Annotated in this window: 19 protein-coding genes; 13 read left to right on the forward strand and 6 right to left on the reverse strand. The window is 34.8% G+C overall.

The genetic code is table 11. From position 1 onward, the window contains the following. Positions 1 to 109 precede the first annotated feature (109 nt). The 5 genes from B9T31_RS06640 (at position 110) to B9T31_RS06660 (ending at position 5,459) form a co-directional block, all read left to right on the forward strand. Entirely contained in the window at positions 110 to 535 is a 426-nt protein-coding gene (locus B9T31_RS06640; RefSeq protein ID WP_086181179.1) for a hypothetical protein, read from the forward strand. 300 nt (positions 536 to 835) lie between these two features. Then, the gene (ilvD, locus tag B9T31_RS06645) at positions 836 to 2,665 is read left to right on the forward strand and encodes a dihydroxy-acid dehydratase (RefSeq protein WP_086181180.1); all 1,830 of its coding nucleotides are present in this window, start codon (positions 836 to 838) and stop codon (positions 2,663 to 2,665) included. 261 nt (positions 2,666 to 2,926) lie between these two features. Further along, the gene (locus B9T31_RS06650; protein WP_086181181.1) at positions 2,927 to 4,219 is read left to right on the forward strand and encodes a hypothetical protein; all 1,293 of its coding nucleotides are present in this window, start codon (positions 2,927 to 2,929) and stop codon (positions 4,217 to 4,219) included. A gap of 12 nt (positions 4,220 to 4,231) precedes the next feature. Beyond that, positions 4,232 to 4,516 (forward strand): chorismate mutase, encoded by a 285-nt coding sequence (locus B9T31_RS06655; RefSeq protein WP_086181182.1) that lies wholly within the window; start codon positions 4,232 to 4,234, stop codon positions 4,514 to 4,516. A gap of 220 nt (positions 4,517 to 4,736) precedes the next feature. Beyond that, on the forward strand, positions 4,737 to 5,459 hold the full coding sequence (locus tag B9T31_RS06660; protein WP_086181315.1) for a sulfite exporter TauE/SafE family protein: 723 nt from the start codon (positions 4,737 to 4,739) through the stop codon (positions 5,457 to 5,459). Between the two features lie 27 nt (positions 5,460 to 5,486). Here B9T31_RS06660 and B9T31_RS18225 read toward each other — a convergent pair whose 3' ends face one another. From B9T31_RS18225 to ppc, 4 genes are all read right to left on the reverse strand, one after another. Next, complete coding sequence (locus B9T31_RS18225) at positions 5,487 to 5,912, reverse strand: GNAT family N-acetyltransferase (protein WP_416202526.1); 426 nt, start codon at positions 5,910 to 5,912, stop codon at positions 5,487 to 5,489. Positions 5,913 to 5,992: 80 nt separating this feature from the next. Next, positions 5,993 to 6,928, reverse strand: a complete 936-nt coding sequence (locus tag B9T31_RS06670) for a LysR family transcriptional regulator (protein ID WP_086181184.1) — start codon at positions 6,926 to 6,928, stop codon at positions 5,993 to 5,995. Positions 6,929 to 7,033: 105 nt separating this feature from the next. After that, complete coding sequence (locus B9T31_RS06675; RefSeq protein WP_086181185.1) at positions 7,034 to 8,335, reverse strand: solute carrier family 23 protein; 1,302 nt, start codon at positions 8,333 to 8,335, stop codon at positions 7,034 to 7,036. A gap of 293 nt (positions 8,336 to 8,628) precedes the next feature. Beyond that, positions 8,629 to 11,313 carry a phosphoenolpyruvate carboxylase gene (ppc, locus tag B9T31_RS06680; RefSeq protein ID WP_086181186.1) on the reverse strand — a complete coding sequence of 895 codons (2,685 nt, stop codon included), beginning with the start codon at positions 11,311 to 11,313 and terminating at the stop codon, positions 8,629 to 8,631. Between the two features lie 615 nt (positions 11,314 to 11,928). On the opposite strand from ppc, the gene B9T31_RS06685 reads away from it, so the two are divergent. Then, positions 11,929 to 12,306 (forward strand): hypothetical protein, encoded by a 378-nt coding sequence (locus B9T31_RS06685; RefSeq protein ID WP_086181187.1) that lies wholly within the window; start codon positions 11,929 to 11,931, stop codon positions 12,304 to 12,306. 102 nt (positions 12,307 to 12,408) lie between these two features. Further along, positions 12,409 to 13,527: a molecular chaperone DnaJ gene (gene dnaJ, locus B9T31_RS06690; RefSeq protein ID WP_086181188.1), complete on the forward strand. Its 1,119-nt coding sequence runs from the start codon at positions 12,409 to 12,411 to the stop codon at positions 13,525 to 13,527. Positions 13,528 to 13,679: 152 nt separating this feature from the next. Here the strand turns inward: dnaJ and B9T31_RS06695 are convergent, their stop codons facing one another. Next, on the reverse strand, positions 13,680 to 14,228 hold the full coding sequence (locus B9T31_RS06695) for an HPP family protein (RefSeq protein ID WP_086181189.1): 549 nt from the start codon (positions 14,226 to 14,228) through the stop codon (positions 13,680 to 13,682). Positions 14,229 to 14,314: 86 nt separating this feature from the next. On the opposite strand from B9T31_RS06695, the gene B9T31_RS06700 reads away from it, so the two are divergent. After that, the gene (locus tag B9T31_RS06700) at positions 14,315 to 14,866 is read left to right on the forward strand and encodes a TetR/AcrR family transcriptional regulator (protein WP_086181190.1); all 552 of its coding nucleotides are present in this window, start codon (positions 14,315 to 14,317) and stop codon (positions 14,864 to 14,866) included. Between the two features lie 103 nt (positions 14,867 to 14,969). Here the strand turns inward: B9T31_RS06700 and B9T31_RS06705 are convergent, their stop codons facing one another. Next, positions 14,970 to 16,094 (reverse strand): sterol desaturase family protein, encoded by a 1,125-nt coding sequence (locus B9T31_RS06705; RefSeq protein WP_086181191.1) that lies wholly within the window; start codon positions 16,092 to 16,094, stop codon positions 14,970 to 14,972. A 650-nt stretch (positions 16,095 to 16,744) separates the two neighbouring features. Between B9T31_RS06705 and dapB the strand changes: the two genes are divergently transcribed. The 5 genes from dapB (at position 16,745) to B9T31_RS06730 (ending at position 22,044) form a co-directional block, all read left to right on the forward strand. Next, a complete protein-coding gene (dapB, locus tag B9T31_RS06710) occupies positions 16,745 to 17,566 on the forward strand; it encodes a 4-hydroxy-tetrahydrodipicolinate reductase (protein ID WP_086181192.1) in 822 nt (273 codons plus the stop codon). Positions 17,567 to 17,957: 391 nt separating this feature from the next. After that, the gene (gene tviB, locus B9T31_RS06715; protein WP_086181193.1) at positions 17,958 to 19,235 is read left to right on the forward strand and encodes a Vi polysaccharide biosynthesis UDP-N-acetylglucosamine C-6 dehydrogenase TviB; all 1,278 of its coding nucleotides are present in this window, start codon (positions 17,958 to 17,960) and stop codon (positions 19,233 to 19,235) included. A gap of 27 nt (positions 19,236 to 19,262) precedes the next feature. Beyond that, positions 19,263 to 20,288: an NAD-dependent epimerase/dehydratase family protein gene (locus B9T31_RS06720; RefSeq protein WP_086181194.1), complete on the forward strand. Its 1,026-nt coding sequence runs from the start codon at positions 19,263 to 19,265 to the stop codon at positions 20,286 to 20,288. Continuing rightward, a complete protein-coding gene (locus tag B9T31_RS06725) occupies positions 20,285 to 21,460 on the forward strand; it encodes a lipopolysaccharide biosynthesis protein (RefSeq protein WP_086181195.1) in 1,176 nt (391 codons plus the stop codon). Before B9T31_RS06720 ends, B9T31_RS06725 begins: the two co-directional genes overlap by 4 nt. Next, positions 21,457 to 22,044, forward strand: a complete 588-nt coding sequence (locus B9T31_RS06730; protein WP_228145994.1) for an acyltransferase — start codon at positions 21,457 to 21,459, stop codon at positions 22,042 to 22,044. The genes B9T31_RS06725 and B9T31_RS06730 overlap by 4 nt, the downstream gene beginning before the upstream one ends. Positions 22,045 to 22,137 lie beyond the last annotated feature (93 nt).

Consider the following 22,137-nt stretch of genomic DNA (forward strand, 5'->3'; position numbering starts at 1 on the left):
ACAATAGAATGAAACTTATCATTTTTAGTCAATTTAAAACTTTTAGAAAAATTTCACACATAAATATAATTTTATTTAAAGAAAAAATAAAGAAAAGAGGAAAAATAGCATGCTAAAAAAAATATTTATTTTGTGCTTATTATTAGGTCATACGTTAAGTGTCCAAGCGTTGGATAAAACCAGAGTTAATTTAGATAAAGAGTTTTGGGGGACGTGGGTACTACATAATCCAAAAACACAATGTATCGAAAAATTTGAATTTAAAAAACCAGGTGATTTTAAATATCAAGTCAATAAAAAGTTATTGGTCGGTGAATTTGCAGTGGTAAGATCGACTTCATCAGATAATTTAGATGTTCTTTTAATGAATGTGACTACAGATAATTTATTAGAGGGGTGTGCAGGAGATAAATCAGACTATAACAATACAAAAATTCAATTGGCATTGAAGTGGATAACACCTAAAATGGCTGAAATTTGTACAAATGTTGATGCAAAAGCATGTACTGGTTTATATTTGACTAAAAGTAAATGATAGAAAAAGGTTTCTATATAAGGAACCTTTTATAGCTTTTTTTTATGCAAAATGATAAAAATATTCATGAAAGTTTTGTTTTTTCTCTATTCAGATAACGATATAGTAGTTCTTCAATTTAAATTTTAATTAAACATTTAGAAATATCTTTATAGATTGTCTTGATAAGAGTTCATCTATTCTTCATGAATTATAGTATGATATTTAGTCTTAGACTGATCAACTCAAATATTATCAGGGATATTTCGCCAGAATGAGTGAAACTATTCATTCAAGCACAAATACTGTTGGAAAAATACCATGCCAGATTATCGTTCAAAAACATCTACACACGGAAGAAATATGGCTGGCGCACGTGGTTTATGGCGTGCGACAGGAATGAAAGATGAAGATTTTGGTAAACCAATTATTGCAGTCGTCAACTCATTCACACAATTTGTACCAGGTCATGTCCATCTTAAAGATTTAGGGCAACTGGTTGCAGAACAAATTCAGGCTTCTGGCGGTGTCGCAAAAGAATTTAATACGATTGCTGTAGATGATGGTATTGCAATGGGTCATGATGGCATGTTGTATTCACTTCCTTCACGTGATTTGATTGCCGATTCTGTTGAGTATATGGTCAATGCACACTGTGCAGATGCAATGGTATGTATTTCAAACTGTGACAAAATCACCCCTGGAATGTTAATGGCTGCAATGCGATTAAATATTCCAGTTGTATTTGTGTCAGGCGGACCTATGGAAGCGGGTAAAGTTAAAATCCGCGGAAATGAACATGCCATTGACCTTGTAGATGCAATGATTGTTGCGGCAGATGATAGTTTCACTGATGAAGAAGTTGCAGAATATGAACGTTCAGCATGTCCAACATGTGGTTCATGTTCAGGAATGTTCACTGCAAATTCAATGAACTGTTTAACAGAAGCATTAGGTTTGTCACTTCCAGGTAATGGTTCAACACTTGCAACACATGCGAATCGCAAAAAATTATTTGAAAAAGCCGGTCAGCTCATTGTTGAAATTACGAAACGTCATTATGAGCAAAATGATTACAGTTTGTTACCACGTAATATTGCAACCAAAGCGTCGTATGAAAATGCCATGACTTTAGATATTGCAATGGGTGGTTCAACAAATACGGTGTTGCACTTATTGGCTGCTGCATATGAAGCAGAAGTTGATTTTACGATGGACGACATTGACCGTTTATCACGTCAAGTGCCTGTACTTTGTAAAGTTGCACCTGCGAAACAGGATGTACATATGGAAGATGTGCACCGTGCAGGTGGAATCATGTCGATCTTAGGTGAATTAGATCGAGCAGGTCTATTAGACACTTCGGTTGGAACAGTTCACGAAAAAACGTTAAAAGATGCTTTAGATAAGTGGGATATTATCCGTACAGAAAATGAAGAAGTGTACAATTTCTTTAAATCTGCACCGGGTGGTGTACCAACACAAACTGCATTTTCACAAGATCGTTACTATTCACGCTTAGATGGTGATCGTGAAAATGGTGTCATTCGTAATGTAGAACATGCGTTTTCTAAAGATGGTGGTTTGGCTGTACTTTACGGTAATATCGCGCTTGATGGTTGTATCGTAAAAACTGCAGGTGTAGATGAGTCTATCCTAAAATTCAATGGAATAGCACGTGTATTTGAAAGCCAAGATGCAGCAGTAGATGCGATTTTAGGCGGAAAAATTGTGGCTGGTGATGTTGTTGTTATTCGTTACGAAGGCCCACAAGGTGGTCCTGGTATGCAAGAAATGCTTTATCCAACCAGTTATTTAAAATCGAAAGGATTAGGTAAAGATTGTGCATTAATAACCGATGGTCGTTTCTCTGGCGGTTCTTCAGGTTTATCGATTGGTCACGTTTCACCGGAAGCTGCTGAGGGTGGTGCAATTGGTCTCGTTGAAGATGGTGATCGTATTGAGATTGACATTCCAAATCGTACCATTCACTTAGCAGTAGAAGATGCTGTAATGAATGCTCGTCGTGAAGTGCAAGAAGCCAAAGGTTGGAAGCCTGCACAAGAGCGTCCACGTAAAGTGTCTAAGGCACTTAGAGCCTATGCGATGCATACAACAAGTGCTGCAAAAGGCGCAGTACGAGAAATTTAAAACATTGAATTATTCGATGATAAAAGCATCCTTTTAATGAGGGTGCTTTTTTAATTTATAGGGTGCATAAGAGAATTTATAATATATTTAAGATCATATGTTTTATACTTTGAATAACTTATTATAAGTAAATGATTGAATATTTTAGGTGAGCTTGATATAAGTTTTCACAAGATTTGTATTTCTAGATTGTATTAAATAAGAGAAAATAAGTTTGATTTGTAAATCACAAATGTATTTATTTCTTCGAGGTTAAATCCCATGTCATTGTTACGCCGTTGGTTTGATCCAATTCGATCGAGCTGGTTTTACCAAAAACCGATTCGAAAAACGGTGTTATCTATTGATCAAGGTTTGAGTATTCATCTTCGTTTAGATGATGTTTATAGTTATTTGACTGTACAACAATTGCCACAATTAGAAGAAATATTAGTTGATGAATTAAAGCCATTAAAAATTATTATTTCCAGCCAAGCCGCTGAGCCCCCAAATGCAATGTCATATTTGGAATGGCAAAATTATTGTTTAAATGACGCAAAAATTTTATCTAAACAACATCGTTTTAGTTTTGATGAAACACCTGAACAACCAACCGCTGAAGCCTTACAGCAAGCAGAAATCATTTTAAAAAATACACCTTTGAGAGGACAAGATTTCTTATATTTGCTAGAAGATATTTTTCATATGTTGTGGCAAAAACAATATGGAAAACTCAGAATGCTTCATGCAATGGCAAGTTATCATCATAAAGCACAAAACTTTCCAGAGCGTATTTTTAATGATGATCCTGTATTGGTCAGCTATTTTGAAATTGGTGGGCGACAATATCATGCCGTAGATGATTTGCTCCGATTGACACGACGTTTGAAACAACAAAAATTATTGACGGATAATCCAATTTTTTTGATCAATCATATTGATTGGCGTGAACATTTAATTAGTCATGCAGAAGCCTTAAATGAAATACAAAAATTAGATCCAGAACTTGATTTGTATATTGCTTTAGAAGATCCTATTTCATGGTTGTTATTGGCTTATATTAAGGAAGAGTTAGCCAACTATTATAATATTCATTTAAAAGTTTACCCGTTAAGTTATCATGGGCGTGATTTATTTGATTGGAGTCTCGCAACAAGGTTATCTAAACGTACGGAAGTTACTTTTACCCCATTTTGTCGCCCAACAGAATCAGCCAGCATGCAAATGGCTCAATTATTTTATAGTGTTCCTGAAGATCAGCAAATCGATGCAATCTATCGTATTTTACAAGCGGTTTGGACGGAAGGAAAAGACTTATCTTACGCACCTCATTTTAATGAAGTTTTGCATGAACTTGGTGTAAAAACTTTGTTTGATCAAGATATAAGAAAAAAGTTAGCAGAAAATGATCATCATTGTGAAATGAAATCACAACCAAACTTCCCAGTATTAGAATTACGTATCGCGGGACAAAATTTTGTATTTAATAGTCTTTATCGAGTTTGGATGATTGAAAGTATTTTTAGTAATGTGTTAGAAGAAAAGTATAAAAGTGAAAATGATATAGAAGAGTAACAAGGGGTGTGTATGGAAAAGAAAAAAGTTGAGACTTTGGAGCAGGCACAGGCCAAAATAGAAGAGATTGATATGGCTTTGGTCGAATTAATTGCAACACGTCAGTTTTACCTTGATCAAGTGCTGCGTTTTAATCGAAAAAAACAGGACATTGAATCACCTAAAATGGATGAAGTAATTGCACGTGTTCGGCAGCATGCACAGCATCAAGGTTTAGATCCAGACCTTATTGAAAGCTTATATACGGAAATGCTTCAGTATTTTTTACGCCGTGAATTAAAAGAATTACGCCCTTAAGAATTATTGCTCAATTCAAGCTGTTCATTTTTTAAGTATATGGATGGTTGTAGAAAGAGGATAATTTTGCATGAGCATTTATTTTGTAATGTGTACTTATAATAGAAGAGATAAAATAGGCTCAATTTTTTATTGAGGCTTCCTTCAAAAAACAATGATATGAGAAGAATAAGAAAGGATTTAGCATAAGCTAAATTTTTAATATACGAGTTAAGTGCTCATGATGTTGTTTGTAATGATGGTATTTGCAGTTGCAGGAGTCATCAAGGGAACCATTGGTTTAGGTTTGCCAGCAGTGTCGATGGGGCTTTTAACTATGGTCATTAGTCCATTTCAAGCCGCAACGTTATTAATTATTCCTTCTATGGTGACCAATTTTTGGCAGCTTTTTGCAGAAGGAAAGGTCCTTAGATTAATTCGTCGTTTCTGGCCAATGTTGATTTTTATTGGAATTGGCTCGGTATGGAGTATTTTCCCAACATTAGGTCATAGTGCATTTAAAAGTGAGGCATTATTAGGCGCAATGTTGGGATTATATGGACTTTATGGTTTATTCGCTAAAAATATGCCAAATCTTTCTAAACATGAGAAATGGTTATCTCCAATTGTTGGCTATTTAGGTGGTGCCTTAACAGTTGCAACAGGAGTTGTCGTTATTCCAGTTGTTCCTTATTTACAAAGTTTACATTTACAACGAGATGATTTAGTTCAGTCATTAGGTTTAGCATTTACCACTTCTACACTTTTTCTTGCGATTTTTCTTTATAAAAATCCAGTTGATAATATGCCAATTGATTATGCAATGTCTGCGATGGCTTTAATACCAGCATTAATTGGAATGTGGTTAGGTACAAAATTGCGTTATAAAATACCTGAGCAAAAATTTCGTAAGGTGTTCTTTTTTGGTCTAATTGCTTTAGGCTCATATATGATTTTACATTAACAAAATGACTTACCCTCTAACTAGGAATTAGAGGGTAAGTGTCATCACTATCATTCCCAGATCATATAAGTCTGTTGCATATGAGGTTTCTAATGCATGTTCAAAATGATATTTTTTATAGAATTTTTGGGCTCTAATATTATTATTTAATACTTCTAGATAAATAAATTTATAGTTTTTTTCATGTAAAAAACGAAGAATATATTGAAAAAATTGCTGACTCATTTTTTTTAAAATTGCTGCATCTAAAAGATAAAATTTTTGTAATTCAGTGCCTATTTGTTTTAAGTTCGGATTGTATTTATTGAAGTTGATTTTTGCAAACCCTTGGGGGATTTGATTTTCATCAAATAAAATAAACCATAATTGGTTTTTATCATTTAAAGATAACGTTAATGATGCTAAAGAAAAATCTTGATTTAAATAATCGATGATTCCTTCTTTACTCCATATATCTGAAAAGTGTTATAAGTAAGTTTCTTTCCCTATTTTTTGTAAGATTAAAATATTTTTATAATCCGCTTGTATTATTTTCATCGATTCTTATCTATAAGCTCATGGTTAGAAAGTAGTTTTAATAGGCTGCTTTGTGAAATTAAAAATTGCGTGAAATGTTGATAAGCCATTGGGAGTTCATCAAAGTTTTTTGCAGTCAGTAATAATCTTCTGTTGGCCCATTCACCTTCAAGCTGAACTTGTTTAAATGCAAATTGTGAATTATTACGTTGAGCCGCACGTTTGGGCATAATCGCAATACCGACGCCACTTGCAACGACTTGTGAAATAGCTGCAAAATTGGGAAGTCGTAAACGGTATTGAATTTGACAACCGAGTAGTTTAGCTTGTGTTTCAATGGATTGTTGCAATGAATGGTATTGCATTAGCCCTACAAATGGATAGTTCAGAATATCATTTAAGTTAAGTTTTTCGTATTGAGTGAGTTCATGTTGTGGTGGGCATATTAGAACCAATGGATCTTCTGAAAAATCTAATGTTTGGAGATTTGGAGATTTAAAAAAGCTTGAAATAAGCCCTAATTTTGCTGTGCCATTTTCAATATTTTGTACCACAATACTTGATTCGGCTTCTTTTAATAAAATTTGAGTATTGGTATTTTCAACTAAATATTGTGGTAAAAGCATGGGCAAGTATTCACTTTGAGCTGAAGAATTACACCATAACGTAACGGAAGAACTGAGTCCTTGTGCAAATGGGGACATCGCTTGTTGTAATAGTTTTCCTTGTTGCAAAATGCGCTGTGCATGTTCGATAAAGGTTTGACCTGCTAAAGTGAGTTTTACGCCAGATGCATGTCGTGTGAATAAGTTAACGGCATAGAGCTGCTCTAATTTTTTTATTCTTTCACTACAGGCTTGTAATGAAATAGAAGATCGCTCAGCACCTTTAGTTAAACTACCAGTTTCTACAATATGTAAGACGAGCTCTAAATCAAAAAGGTCTAAACGCATATAGTTCACATCATTCTAATGAGCCTCCCATCTTATGAAAAAATTACAAATAAAAAAAGCAGTCCGAAGACTGCAATAACAATTCAATATATTGAATGAATGTAATTAAGTTTTATCAGTTAAATTGAAGAACCAATTGAGTAATAATGCAGCAAATGTTGCTGTACCAATTCCACCTAAGTTAAAGCTACCAAATTGAAGTGCAAAATCACCAGTTCCTAAAATAATAGTCACAGCCGCAACCATCAAATTTTTATTTTTAGAAAAGTCGACTTTGTTTTCAATCCAGATTTTTGCACCTGCAATGGTAATTAAACCAAATACAACAATAGATGCACCTGTTAAAATTGCAGTAGGAATCGTATGAATCACTGCACCAAATTTAGGAGAAAGCCCCAAAAATATGGCGAATACACCTGCTATGGCAAAAACAATGGTGGAATACACGCGTGTTACTGCCATTACGCCAATATTCTCGCCATAGGTGGTCATACCTGGTGCACCGACACCGCCAGATAGTGTCGTTGCAATACCATCTGCAACAAAGGCTTTACCAATTTGCGGATCTAAGTTTTCACCAGTCATAGCACTCACGGCTTTAATATGCCCTAAGTTTTCAGCGACAAGAATTAATGCAATAGGCGCAATAATGAGAACAGCATTAAAATTAAATGTTGGTGAATGGAATGTTGGAAGACCAAACCACATAGCTTGTTGAATAGGAACAAAATTAATTGGTGTTCCATAACCCATTATATTGGAAACAAGATAATACAGCAGATAGGCCATAACCAGTCCGACCAATAATAAAAGCCGTTGCAATAAGCCCTTAGTAAAGACAGCAATTGAGCCCATACATAAAATGGTAACCAAGGCCATCCACATATTAAAATTATTTCCAACAACACCTTTTACGGTGACAGGCGCTAAATTTAGTCCAATGATCATCACAACTGCGCCTGTTACAACAGGAGGCATCAGCTTTTCAATCCACCGAGTCCCAGTGGCCATGACAATGAATCCAAAGATTGCATATAAAATACCACATGCCATAATTCCGCCTGCGGCAGCTGCGATATTTACATTGGGTGCACCAGTGCCAGATGCAGCATAACCAGTTGCCGCAATAACAACGCCAATAAATGCAAAACTTGATCCTAAATAACTTGGAACTCGTCCACCGGTCATAATAAAAAATAAGATGGTACAAATTCCAGACATCATAATCGCAAGGTTAGGATCAAAACCCATTAAGAATGGAGCAAGAACAGTTGCTCCAAACATTGCAAAAACATGTTGTATGCCTAGAACAGCACTTTGGAAGGGAGGAAGGTATTCATTTGTACCTACAGGACGAGCATCGATACTGCCCGAATAAGGGCGCCATTTGGGAAACCAATTGGACATAAAATGAACACTCAATAGATAAATTGTGCATATGATACGCTTGTTTATTCGAAGATTTAATCACTGATACAAAATTTTGTTCAAATTAATTGTATGACTTATATGGTATTTTACCAGATGGTAAAAGTATTATTATTTATAAAATAATTTTAAATCAGTAAATTATGTTAGACGAAAATTTTAAAATGAATCAATAAAGATGATTCTTAAAGATTGATAAATCATTTTTTCTTTGGATAGTCTACGCAAGAAAGCACATGAATTGTGCATGTGCTTTCTTTATATTGAGTAGATTAGCCTGTATTTCGAAGACCTGCAGCAATTCCTGTAATACTCACCATTAAAGCGTGATCAATTGGAGTTCGGTCAGTTTGTTGTGTTGCTAAGTAGGCACGACGACGCTTCATCAGTTCTGCTTGTAATAGGTGTAGTGGAAGTAGATAGGGTTTCCGCACTTTCATAGATTGATCCAAGACATCGTTACTACTGAGTAGTTTAGATTCACCTTTTAGTGCTAATAATGTTTGAACTGCATTTTGAAGGCGTTCACGTAATTCAGCACCTAATTCTTTTAAATTTTCATCTTGTGTTAAATGCGATTCATAATAAAGCGCAATATGCCTATCTGATTTTGAAAGCACCATTTCTAACATGTCAATTAAGGTTTGGAAGTAAGGCCATTCTTTTAGCATTTCTTCTAAACGTGCTTTTTGGTTTTGCGTAATCACTTGATGAAGTGCAGTTCCAGTCCCTAACCAAGCAGGTAACATGAGTCGAATTTGTGTCCAAGCAAAAACCCAAGGAATTGCTCGTAAAGACTCGATTCCACCACTGACTTTGCGTTTCGCAGGTCTAGATCCTAATGGTAGCATTTGTAACTCAAGCTCTGGTGTAACCGTTCTTAAGTATTGAACAAAATATGGATTTTCACGAACAGTTTGACGATACACCTGCACAGAGAGTTCTGTCATGGTATTCATTAAGTCACGCCATTCCTGTTTAGGCGTTGGAGGGGGAAGAAGCGTGGCTTCTAAAGTTGCTGCAGTATAAATTTCAAGTGTTTGGAGGGCTATTCCTTCTAAACCGAATTTAAAGCGAATCATTTCACCTTGTTCAGTAACACGAATAGCCCCTGAAATTGAACCAGGAGGTTGTGAAAATAAGGCTTGTTGAGTGGGCGCACCACCACGACTGATTGATCCACCACGACCATGAAATAACGTTAATTGTACATTGTGCTTTTGAGCAATCGCTGTGAGTTCTTCCTGAGCTCGGTATTGTGCCCAATTGGCTGACATAAAGCCTGCATCTTTTGCTGAATCAGAATAACCAATCATAACTTCATGTTTACCTTGAATATGCTGTTTATACCAATGCATATTGAATAAGGTATTCATGGTATTTGCTGCATTATCTAAGTCTTTTAAGGTTTCAAATAACGGCACAACTCTTAAAGGGTGTTGAATTCCCGCTTCTTTTTGTAAAAGTAGTACCGCCAAAACATCACTTGGGTATTCAGCCATAGAAATAATATACGCACCTAAACTTTCAGCAGGTTGCGCTGCTAATGTACGCATTGTTGCAAAGACCTCTTGTACATTGGGGTCTTCAATTAAGCTTCCTTTGGGTTCTTGAAGAAATTTTGGTAATAATGGTCGTTTACTTTGTAACTCTTGTAACAAGAAGTTTTGACGCGCTTGCTCGGTCCATGTTTCAAAATTCCCTAAACCTAAATACTCCGTGATTGCAGAAATTGCTTGGCGATGGCGACCAGACTCTTGACGAATATCTAATTTTAGTAATTCGATGCCAAAACAATTGACACGATGAATGAAATCTAACAATTTACCATTGGCAATTTCAGGTAAATTAGAGGCAATTAATGAGCGATGACAAAGGAGGAGAGGTTGTAGTAATTCATCTTTACTTTTAATAACAAGATGGTCATCTAAATCTTTACCTGACAATTTTGCTGTTAACCATTCACGTGTTGTTTTTAAGCGTTCACGGATATCACGTAAATATTCTCTGTAAGGTTCTTGATGATCTGAACCTAATGCTTGTAAAAGTTCATCAGAACATTGTTGGATTGAAAGTTCCCAACGTAAGTTTTCAATATCACGTAAATATAAATCTGCTGCTTTCCAGCGAGATAGCCATAAAACTTCTTGTGTAACTTGATGAGTCACATTTGGATTACCATCTCGGTCTCCTCCCATCCATGATGCAAAGCGGATTGGAGAAATCGTTAATGGCAGCGGCTGTTCACAATGTATCGCAACAAACTCATCTAATTCACGCATAAATTTTGGAACTGCATTCCAAAGCGTTTGTTCAATGGTTGTGAATCCCCATTTTGCTTCATCGACTGGGGTTGGACGATGTTGCCGAATTTCATCGGTTTGCCATGCAGAACAAATGAGTTGTTTTAGATCATTTAAAACCGCTTGATGTTCTCTTGGAGTAAGCTTTTGTTGATCCATCTTGAATAAACAATCATTAATTCCATCATACTTTTGAATTAATGTTCTACGGCTGACTTCGGTTGGATGTGCTGTAAGGACCAACTCAATTTTTAATTCACAAATTTGTTTAAAAAGAATATCGGAGGAAATTTTTTGATCTTTAAATTTTTTAAATAAATGATCAAGAGGGTTTGGAGAGGGGGAGTTTTTGTCAAATTCACTTTGTCTACGGTTACGAACAACGTGGTATTGTTCCGCAATATTGGCAAAATTTAAAAAATGTGTGAATGCACGAGTTAAAGGTAAAATATCTTCATCATTTAAACTTGAAAGTAAAATTTCTAATTGTTTTTCAGCTTCAGCTTGACCGTCTCTTGCACCTTTAGATAAGGCACGTATTTGCTCTACTTGATTAAACAAATCTTGGCCTACTTGCTCCTTGAGTGTTTCCCCAAGTAAATTTCCAAGTAATCGTACGTCTTCGCGTAAAGGGGCTGCAATTTGTTGAATCATTTTATGCTCTCCATTATATCTTTCTTTGTTGACTATACTCTGAAAATATGACATTCCAAGTAATATCCAACAAAAGTTGCATATTAATGACAGTCTTAATAGATAAAAATTACGAGCAAAATATTAGAATTATGATGGAGAAAATTTTGTGCGCGTTCCATAAAAGTGAAATTCTTTTTAATATGTTTTTTATTAGGTTTTAAGGTAAGTATAAAGTTTGGCGCAGCGATATAAAATTAGTGGAATCAGTGAAAATAAATGTCTATTGATTGCCATTACAAATTTATATTGAATATAAAGAAAAAATACGAATAATATTGATTTGCTAGTATTTGAATGAATGATTTTATGCGCTATTATTCGATGTACATAGAACATTTTTTATTGCTATACTTGCGGAAGGGTATTCTGATGAATGTTCTATTTGGCTCTATCTTATAAATAACAAGATTTAAGATGGAAAAATAAACAATATTATTTAAATATTCTGTCATTCTATAGCGGAAAATATTGAATATTTCGATACGATTATCCTCTGTATTTTGTAATACGGTTTTAAAATTGATGGGTCACATAGTATAAAATAAAAATGTGGCATTTGGGGTTGAGTTTAGAATGGCAAAAGATAATTTAGCAAAGTATCGTCGCTCAATTATGATCGCTTATATCTGCATGTTTTTCGCTTTATTTACAGTATTTACAAGCATATTTGCTTATTTTTTTGCAAAAAAAATAATAGCTGCTAATGATGCGGAAGTTTGGTTGCAGGCGCAAGCATTCTGGGTCATGAGAAATTCGCTCATTTATTTTATTGTTATGATTTTTGCATCCTTGTGGTTTATTCCTCTCTATTTTTATTATTGGGATACATATATCTGGGTAACTGCTTGTACGGTTATTGGTGTAGTATTCGTTCTAATTGCCTTTCTTTATTTGCTCAATGCTTGGATTAAAGGCATTTCTAAGTTTATAAAAAATAAAGCAGTTTTTTAATTGCATTAATTTTTTATATATCACGCTTGTAAAATATAATTTAACCCCCAATTAAAGACGACATTAAGTCGTTAGTAATTTCCGTGAGGAGCATCGCCAGACATGGCTAAACGTGATTATTATGAGGTTTTAGCTGTTTCTAAAACCGCTAGTGATGATGAAATTAAAAAAGCCTACCGTAAGTTGGCGATGAAATATCATCCAGACCGTAATCCAGATAATACGGAAGCTGAAGAAAAGTTTAAAGAAGCAGCTGAAGCATATGAAGTTCTTTCAGATTCTGAAAAACGAAGTATGTATGACCGTATGGGACATCAAGCATTTGAAGGTGGTATGGGCGGAGGCGGCGGTTTTGGCGGCGGCTTCAGTGCAGAGGATATTTTCAGTCAATTTGGAGATATTTTTGGCGGTGCATTTGGCGGAGGCGGAGGCCGAGGTCAACAACGAGCACGCCGTGGTTCAGACTTGCGCTATGTGATGGAGTTGACGCTTGAAGAAGCAGTCAAAGGCGTTAAGAAGACGGTTACCTTCACTGCACCAGCACCTTGTGAAACATGTGATGGAAAAGGCTCTAAAAATCCAAATGATGTAGAAACTTGTAAAACATGTCATGGCGCGGGTCAGGTGCGTATGCAGCAAGGTTTCTTCTCCGTTCAACAAACTTGTAGTACTTGCCGTGGACAAGGGAAGATCATCAAGAATCCTTGTAATACCTGTCATGGATCGGGTGTATCAGATCGTCAACAAACACTTGAGGTGACTATTCCAGCAGGTGTAGATAATGGTGACCGCGTTCGTTTATCTGGCAAAGGTGAAGCGATTCGTGATGGTCAATCTGGTGATTTATACGTTGAAGTTGTGGTTCGTGAACATGAAGTTTTCCAACGCGATGGTGCTGACCTTTATATGGATGTACCTGTAAGTATTGCTGATGCTGCTTTAGGTAAAGAAATTCAAATTCCGACACTTGACGGTCGTGTAAGTTTAAAAATTCCTGAAGGAACACAAACAGGTAAATTATTCCGTTTACGTGGTAAGGGGGTAAAACCTGTTCGTACCAGTATGGTTGGGGATTTATTGTGTAGAGTTGTGGTGGAAACACCAGTACATTTAACATCCCGTCAACGTGAATTATTACAAGAATTACAGGCAACCATGGATGGTGATGATAATAAATCATCGCCAAAGAAAAAATCTTTTTTTGACCGTTTGTTTGATTGATGAATTGATCTAAGATTAAAAAAGGATGCTTAAGCATCCTTTTTTTATGTGTTGAAATAGATGTGTATAAAATCTTGACTCAATGTTTTTGATTTTATATTCATTATTTAATTAAAATTTAAAACCAAGATCAAGTCATCTAGGTTTTAGTTTTATTTTATAGATTTATTTTTTTTTGAATGAATTATTGCCAAACCGTACAATGGCCATTTTTGTTTGGTTTTAAAATTATTGACTAAATGAGCAATAGTTACTAAGGCAATAGAACCAAGTAACACAGGGAAAATTAAAAAACTCCATTCATAATGTATGCTATTTCCAGTCAGTAAGATGAGTAGAGGGTTTGCACCTGCAGGAGGATGAACACATTGTAGTAATTGCATTGCAGCAATTGCGCAACCAACCGATAACGCCATTGTAAAAATAGAAATTCCAAAAACTTTTAAAAATAACAAGCCAATAAATGCAGAAACAAAATGACCAAAAATAATATTTCTAGGTTGTGCAAGTGGAGATTGAGAGACTGCATAAAGTAAAACACAAGTAGCGCCAAAAGGAGCCATAATAAATGAATTATTTGTCCACTTTCCTAAAAGCAATAAAACGAAGATACTTAGACTCCCTCCAATTAAACTTCTAAAGGCTTCAGAGCTTGGAGATTTTGTCGGAAGTTTTTCTTTTCCACTGAATAAAGCATACATGATAATTTCTTCTGAAATATTGTTTATAGAGTATGATAGCGTTAAAATTAAAAATAGTACAGAGTTGTACTATTCGGGGAGTTTAAATGTCTAAATCTGCATTAAAAATATTAAATACTGCTGAAAAGTTATTTAATCAGTATAGTTTTACCAGTGTGGGAGTAGATTTGATTAGAGATGAGTCGGGTTGTTCAAAAACTACGCTGTACACGTATTATAAAAATAAAGATCATCTGATGAATGCTGTGCTTATAGCGAGAGATCAGTATTTTCAAACATGCCTTTTAGCTTATGTTGGTGAAGCTCATGGCAAAGATGCTTTACATAAAATTTTAGATTGGCATGTACGATGGTTTAAGGAAGATACGTTCAAAGGCTGTTTGTTTATTCGTGCAGTGGCTGAAACAACTCATCGAGATCACGAAATCCGAGAGATTGCTCAACAACATAAGCAATGGATCAAACAACTTATTTATCAATATTGTCCTATGGAAAATCAAAATTTAGTTTCAGAGTTACTTTATACCTTAATTGAAGGTTTAATCAGTCGGTTTTTAGTAGATGGCTTTGATGAACAAGTTGCCGAGCAGATCAGAAAGTTTATAGATAATTGTGATATGACTTCATTTAAATCATAGATAAATATCAAATTCATTCGTTATGATGAATATTCCATTTATCAAAAAAGAAAAGCCAATGCACTTGATTCGTTGACTTTTCTTTTTCAACTGATTTTATTTTTTACTTTATCTTCTTGTCATTTTTTTCTTTATTTGGTTCATTAATGGGAATAGGTGTTTCTGTTCTGATATGAGGTTTCAATTTTAATTTTCCGTCTTTAGCTGACTTTTTCATATGAATGGGCCTATATTTTTTGCTAAATACGACACCACCAATTCGCCAGCCATCTAAACAGGTCACACTTCCCCAAAATCGTTTTAATGATTCAACTTGAACGCCAATAATTCCTTTATTATTATCAATATCCACCATTTTATCACCCGTAACACCAGTCGGATGTAGTGGTTCGTTATATAGTGCAGTCTTAAAAATAACATCCCAAATAGCAAAAACTTGTCCAAAATTACAGTTATGTAATGTGGGGCGCTCAGGTACAAAATCCATATGATGCAGGCGATGAAATTCTGGGCTAACAAAAATTCGACCAAAGATTGGACCAAAGCCAACCCGTACATTGGCATGGGAGAAATTTTGTACTAGCTCGCCAAGTAGCATTAACCAAACAAATTCTTCGCCTGACAAGCCCCAAAAAATACCGACACTTGCTAAAATAAAAGACTGAAAAATTCCGTCTAAATAGTTTGTTCGGTCATTTGTCCAACAACTCATTTGACGTTGACTGTGATGAAGGCTATGCATTGCCCACCACCACGGTAAAACATGTTGGATTCTGTGGATCAAATAATAAACGAAATCATAAGTTAAATAGTAAAGGATAAAAAATATCCAAGGGTGATCTTTAAACCAAGGAAAGAGCGCGCGAACACTCCAAAGAGGTTCATCACCAACAGCTGGTGAAACATCACTTAAATAATTGACGATAGGTGTCATGATAAGGAAGGCAAACAATGGAAATAAGCCAACTAACATGAGCCAAGTTAAATGAAAATCTACGCGTGCATAACGACGATCTGCCCATTTTTCAGCAGGAATCCAATTTTCTAAAGGGCGAAATAAACAACCAATAATGAGTAGTTGTAAGGCACCAATCATTAAGGTCGTCGCAATTTCTATTGGTGATTCAGTGTATTGCGTAATATTTAGAAAATCTAGAATAGGCAAAACTGCGTGATGGCCTAGCCAAATAGCGCATTGTTCCCAAAGAGTCGCTATTTCAGATAACATATTATATTCAACCCTATGAATTACACCTTACTTTGTCAATTGGTTACAGTTTGGTGCAAATATATCGATGTAACTGTTTACGTAACCAAGGTCACTTAGTGCGTACTTATTATAACCTTATTAAAAATAATCATCATGTAATAAAAGCATGTAATAACTAAACTTAAGCACAGAAATTATTCAAAAAACTTTTGTTTTAACCAAAAATTATCAATACATAGTCACTATCTATTTCTAATATCTCTTTATATTAGAACATATATTTCATGATGCACAAGCTTGACGCACTTTTTAAAAAATCAATGGAGATAAAAGGTGAATGAAAATGCTAGAAGAGAGGTATTTTTAATTATGATTTAAAATCATATTGTTTAGTGATTTCAATTTTTTTTTGGCAAACTTTTTATTTCAATCTGGTCAATTGCGTATCTTGTATTTTTTCTTTGAGCTAAATTAAGTGATAAATAGATATATTTAAAAATAAAAACCTGTAAAATATAGAATAAAATTACAATTAAAAAAGAGAGTAATTGAAAATTTATTCGAGCTAATTTCTTTAATTTGGTTTTATTTTTATACGAACAATCTTAGTGAAAGTCGTGACTTTTGCTATAGTAAGAACAATTTCGAATGATCATTAGGAAAATGTTATGTCAGCAGCTCCACGCATTGGTGTTTTAGGTGCCGGCGGTCGTATGGGACGCATTCTTATTCAAGCGGTACAACAAGCGGGATATCAATTGGCAGCAGCAGTGGAACGCCCTGAAAGTAGCTTAGTCGGTTCAGATGCAGGAGAGCTCGCAGGTATTGGTGCGATTGGGGTCAAGGTCGTAGGTGGTTTAGAACTTGTTTTGAAAGATTGCGATGTTGTGATTGATTTTACAGCACCAGTTGCAACGGCACAGCATTTAAAATTATGTCGTGAAGCTGGTGTTGCGATTGTCATTGGTACAACAGGCATGAGTGACGAGCAAAAAGCATATTTAGATGAATCTGCAACTGAAACACCAGTTGTTTATGCAGCAAATTACTCAGTAGGTGTAAACGTTTCGATTAAATTATTGGAGCTTGCATCTAAAGTTTTTGGGGATACCGTCGATATTGAGATCATTGAAGCACACCATCGCCATAAAGTAGATGCGCCTTCAGGAACTGCACTCATGATGGGTGAAGCGATTGCTGAAACACTGGGGCGTGATTTGAAACGTGATGCCGTATATTGTCGTGAAGGTCATACTGGACCGCGTGAACGCCAAACCATTGGTTTTCAAACCATTCGTGGTGGAGACATTGTTGGAGAGCATACAGCAATGTTTATTGGTGAAGGTGAGCGTGTTGAAATTACACATAAAGCGACAAATAGAATGAATTTTGCTTCTGGTGCAGTACGTGCAGCAGCTTGGGTTGTTGGTCGTGAAGCAAAAAAATATGACATGAAAGACGTCTTAGGTTTTAATCATATTCAAGTATAAGACATAGTTTTTGTAAAGATTTTTTATCACATGATAAAAATGCTTTACATAATTATTGGTCTTAAACCAATAAAAATCCCGCCTAAATGGAGGGATTTTTATTATAAAAGTAGTTTGAAAAATGTGCGCCTGAAGATGAATCGTTTTATAACGCTTATGCTTAGTTGTCTACGACAATAGAATCAAAGAGATGTTAATCATTTGATGAGAAAAGAATATTTAAATTATTCGAACACATCGTGCTAGAAAAAATCATTAAGTTTTCAAAGTAACACGTTGAAGGTATCGACTGATCATGATTTGAAAAAATATATCACAGAAAAAAAAGACGTTTCCTGATATATTACTCTTCGTTTTTATAAGGTTAAATCCTCAATTATAAGGCTCTGCAATGTCACAACTTACTGAACTAAAAATTGCCATTATTGGATTGGGTTATGTTGGTCTTCCCTTGGCCGTAGAGTTTGGTAAGAAAGTACCAGTCATTGGTTTTGATATTCATCAAAAGCGCATTGATGAATTAAACGCTGGACATGATCATACATTGGAAGTCTCATCTGAGGAGTTGGCTAGTGCGACTCAGCTTGATTATAGTGCAAACTTAGCTGACTTAAAACATTGTAATTTTTTTATTGTGACGGTTCCAACACCAATCGATGAATTTAAGCAACCAGATTTAACACCGCTCATTAAAGCTTCACAAAGTATTGGACAAGTCTTAAAATCAGGCGATATTGTTGTTTACGAGTCTACGGTTTACCCAGGTGCTACAGAGGAAGTTTGTATTCCTGTATTAGAACGTATTTCTGGTTTAGTGTTCAATCAAGATTTTTATGCAGGATATAGCCCAGAACGAATTAATCCAGGTGATAAATTACATCGAGTCAATAATATTTTAAAAATCACCTCTGGCTCAACGCCTGAAATCGCAGAATTTGTAGATCAAGTTTATAATTTAATTGTTGAAGCGGGAACATATAAAGCAGAAAGTATTAAGGTGGCCGAAGCTGCGAAAGTGATTGAAAATACGCAACGTGATGTCAATATTGCTCTCATTAATGAACTCGCTTTAATTTTTAATAAACTGGGAATTGATACTGAAGCTGTCTTAAAGGCTGCCGGCACGAAATGGAATTTCTTACCATTTCGTCCTGGTCTTGTTGGAGGTCATTGTATTGGCGTTGATCCCTACTATTTAACCTATAAAGCGCAGGCAATTGGTTATCATCCAGAAATTATATTAGCAGGGCGTCGTTTAAATGATGCGATGGGAAGCTATGTTGTTACTCAGCTTGTTAAAAGTATGATTAAGAAAAAAATACAAGTTGAAGGTGCCAAAGTCTTGGTATTAGGGCTGAGTTTTAAAGAAAACTGCCCAGATATTCGAAATACTAAAGTCATTGATATAGTAAAAGAGCTTCAAGAATATCATATTGATGTAGATATTTATGATCCATGGGTCGATGCTTCTGAAGCGGAGCAAGAATATGGCATTAGAACGATCGATGAATTGCAACAAGGTTCATATGATGCTGTTATCTTAGCTGTTGCGCATCAACAATTTATAGAATTAGGTGCAACAGAAATACAAGCACTTGGAAAATTAAATCATGTTTTATATGATTTAAAATATGTATTAACTCAATCTGAATCTGATATTCGTTTGTAATTGTAAGATAGAATTTAGGAATGAAAAATGAACCAATTTAATACGGTTTGTGAACAACTGAAACAAACGCCAAAAACATGGTTAATTACGGGTGTTGCAGGTTTTATTGGTTCAAATTTATTAGAAACATTATTGAAACTGAATCAAAAAGTGATTGGTTTGGATAATTTCGCGACAGGTCATCAGCACAATTTAGATGAAGTTCAACATCTTGTATCAACTGAACAATGGGGAAATTTCACCTTTATTCAAGGAGATATTTGTCGTTTCACAGACTGTCAAAAAGCTTGCCAAAATGTAGATTATGTCTTACACCAAGCAGCTTTAGGTTCTGTTCCACGTTCGATTACAGACCCAATTACGACGAATGAAACAAACATTAGTGGATTTTTAAACATATTAACAGCTGCACGAGATGCTGAAGTAAAAAGCTTTACTTATGCAGCCAGTAGTTCGACCTATGGGGATCATCCTGCGTTACCAAAACTAGAAGAAAACATTGGAAATCCATTATCTCCGTATGCTGTTACTAAATATGTGAATGAGTTATATGCAGATGTTTTTGCTCGCTGTTATGGATTTAAATCGATTGGTTTACGTTATTTTAATGTTTTCGGACAACGTCAAGATCCGAATGGTGCATATGCTGCAGTGATTCCGAAGTGGACGGCAGCGATGATTCATGGAGAAGATGTTTTTGTGAATGGTGATGGCGAAACCAGTCGAGACTTTTGTTTTATAGACAATACCGTTCAGGCCAATATTTTAGCAGCAACAACAGAAAATGAAGAAGCCAAAAATCAAGTTTATAATGTTGCTGTGGGTGATCGCACAACATTGAATGATTTATTCAATGCCATTCAAACAGCATTGGTAGAGAATGAGGTGATTTATTCTAAAAATGCGATATATCAAGATTTTCGAGCAGGAGATGTTCGTCACTCACAGGCGAGTATTGGCAAAATAGAAGCATTTTTAGGTTATCAACCACAATATCGAATTGATGCAGGCATTCAACTTGCAATGAAGTGGTATGTAAATAATTTGACATGAGCATACAACGGCTTATTTTGAAATATAAATCAATTGGATTAATTTCATCTAGTCTTTTAGTTGGTGCGATTATCACATTTATCGCACTTCCTTTTTTAACGCGCTTGTATTCTGTAAAAGATTTTGGAGAATATGGGGTCGCTTTGGCCCTTGTTAGCGTACTGTCGACGGTTGCAAATTTACGTTTAGATCAAGCACAATTGGTCGCAGATGAAGAGCATCAAAAAGGTTTAATTTTTGAAGGTTCTATTATTTCTATTATTTTTTGTGGCATTTTAGCGATTATTTTGGGTTTCTTTTTTAGTTTTCCTATGATTTTGGCAATTTGCTCGGGGATATTTTTTAATACGATTTTACAAAGTCTTTATAATTATAAATTTTCACAAGAAGCAGAGCTTTTTTGTGCAGGTCTGAATATTTTTAGAAGTTTACTGGTGGTTTTAGTTCAAATTGGCTTACCGCTCATGATGAGTGTTACGTTAGTAATGAGTTATGCAATCAGCTCATTATTATTAATGATGATGATTTTAATTTACATCTTGCGTCATAATCTTTATAAAATAAGCTGGAACAATTATAAAAATTACCAAGATTTCATTTTTTCAAATACGCCTCATGCTTTACTCAATAGTTTTTCACATAATCTACCTTATTATGTTGTTTCTCATTTTGTTGGTTATCAGGCAGTTGGTTTTTATGCGATTGTTGAGCGAACATTAAAAGTTCCTATAAATTTAATGTCCCAAACTATTCGACAATTTTTTATTCGAAAGTTTAAACAACAGAGCTCTGCATTAGAGGCTTTAAAAAGTAGCCTTCTGCTAAGTCTAGTATCATTGCCATTTTTTGCATTATTTTTTATTTTACCAGAATCACTTTATTTACTTATTTTTGGGCAAGAGTGGGTCGGTATTTCACTTTATTTCCAAATATTAGCATTAGGTTACTGGGCGATTTTTTGTAATCCACCGAGTTCTGCATTTTTAGTTGCAAATCGAAAGAGCCAAGTCTTATTTAAAATTCAAGTAGTTGAATTAATTATTAAATTAATATTATTTGTGCTCTTATATATGAGTGTATCAAATAAAATTTATATGCTATTTTCCGTACCAATTTCTCTCATGTTTTATAATTTTTCAATTTTATATTGGGTATGGAGAAGCCAAAAATGATTTTTTTTAAATATTTAAAAGTTTTAAATAAGCTTCTAACCATCTGTAGAAATATAATCTATGGTTTCGCTTTTAAAACCAAATTTAAACATTTTGGGCATCATGTAAATCTTGAAATTTCAGGTCAAGTCAATATAGGTAAACATGTTTATATTGGCAATAATGTGACATTAATTGTGGAGAAAGGGGCATCTTTATCGATTGGTGATCATAGTTTCATTGGTGAGAGTTGTTATATTAAATGTTTTGGTGGGAAAATTGAAATTGGTCATGATGTAAGTATTAATTCAAAATCATTTTTAAATGGCTGTGGGAACTTAAAAATAGGAAATAATACGAGAATGGGTACACAAACAATTATGATTGCCAGTAATCACAAGTTTGATGACCCAGAAATATTGATTAAAGATGCGATCACTAAAAAAGGAATTGTCGTAGGTCAAAATGTTTGGTTCGGTGCACGCGTAACGATTTTAGATGGTGTTAATATCTGTGATGATACCGTTGTCGGAGCATCATCTTTAGTGACTAAAAGTATTGATCATCAAGGTATTTACGTGGGAATTCCTGCCAAGAAAATATAAATTGTAAATGAATCTATTCAAGATAGATATGTTGTTGGCTTAATGGTGATATAAACATCATGCAGTGAATTTTATGTTTTATATCGTGTTGTA

Source organism: Acinetobacter sp. ANC 4558 (assembly GCF_002135375.1).
Taxonomy (GTDB): Bacteria; Pseudomonadota; Gammaproteobacteria; order Pseudomonadales; family Moraxellaceae; genus Acinetobacter.

Coding starts and splice junctions, on each gene's coding strand:
- B9T31_RS06640 (WP_086181179.1), top strand. CDS start 110: ATGCTAAAAAAAATATTTATTTTGTGCTTATTATTAGGTCATACGTTA.
- ilvD (WP_086181180.1), top strand. CDS start 836: ATGCCAGATTATCGTTCAAAAACATCTACACACGGAAGAAATATGGCT.
- B9T31_RS06650 (WP_086181181.1), top strand. CDS start 2,927: ATGTCATTGTTACGCCGTTGGTTTGATCCAATTCGATCGAGCTGGTTT.
- B9T31_RS06655 (WP_086181182.1), top strand. CDS start 4,232: ATGGAAAAGAAAAAAGTTGAGACTTTGGAGCAGGCACAGGCCAAAATA.
- B9T31_RS06660 (WP_086181315.1), top strand. CDS start 4,737: ATGATGTTGTTTGTAATGATGGTATTTGCAGTTGCAGGAGTCATCAAG.
- B9T31_RS06670 (WP_086181184.1), bottom strand. CDS start 6,928: ATGCGTTTAGACCTTTTTGATTTAGAGCTCGTCTTACATATTGTAGAA.
- B9T31_RS06675 (WP_086181185.1), bottom strand. CDS start 8,335: ATGTCCAATTGGTTTCCCAAATGGCGCCCTTATTCGGGCAGTATCGAT.
- ppc (WP_086181186.1), bottom strand. CDS start 11,313: ATGATTCAACAAATTGCAGCCCCTTTACGCGAAGACGTACGATTACTT.
- B9T31_RS06685 (WP_086181187.1), top strand. CDS start 11,929: ATGGCAAAAGATAATTTAGCAAAGTATCGTCGCTCAATTATGATCGCT.
- dnaJ (WP_086181188.1), top strand. CDS start 12,409: ATGGCTAAACGTGATTATTATGAGGTTTTAGCTGTTTCTAAAACCGCT.
- B9T31_RS06695 (WP_086181189.1), bottom strand. CDS start 14,228: ATGTATGCTTTATTCAGTGGAAAAGAAAAACTTCCGACAAAATCTCCA.
- B9T31_RS06700 (WP_086181190.1), top strand. CDS start 14,315: ATGTCTAAATCTGCATTAAAAATATTAAATACTGCTGAAAAGTTATTT.
- B9T31_RS06705 (WP_086181191.1), bottom strand. CDS start 16,094: ATGTTATCTGAAATAGCGACTCTTTGGGAACAATGCGCTATTTGGCTA.
- dapB (WP_086181192.1), top strand. CDS start 16,745: ATGTCAGCAGCTCCACGCATTGGTGTTTTAGGTGCCGGCGGTCGTATG.
- tviB (WP_086181193.1), top strand. CDS start 17,958: ATGTCACAACTTACTGAACTAAAAATTGCCATTATTGGATTGGGTTAT.
- B9T31_RS06720 (WP_086181194.1), top strand. CDS start 19,263: ATGAACCAATTTAATACGGTTTGTGAACAACTGAAACAAACGCCAAAA.
- B9T31_RS06725 (WP_086181195.1), top strand. CDS start 20,285: ATGAGCATACAACGGCTTATTTTGAAATATAAATCAATTGGATTAATT.
- B9T31_RS06730 (WP_228145994.1), top strand. CDS start 21,457: ATGATTTTTTTTAAATATTTAAAAGTTTTAAATAAGCTTCTAACCATC.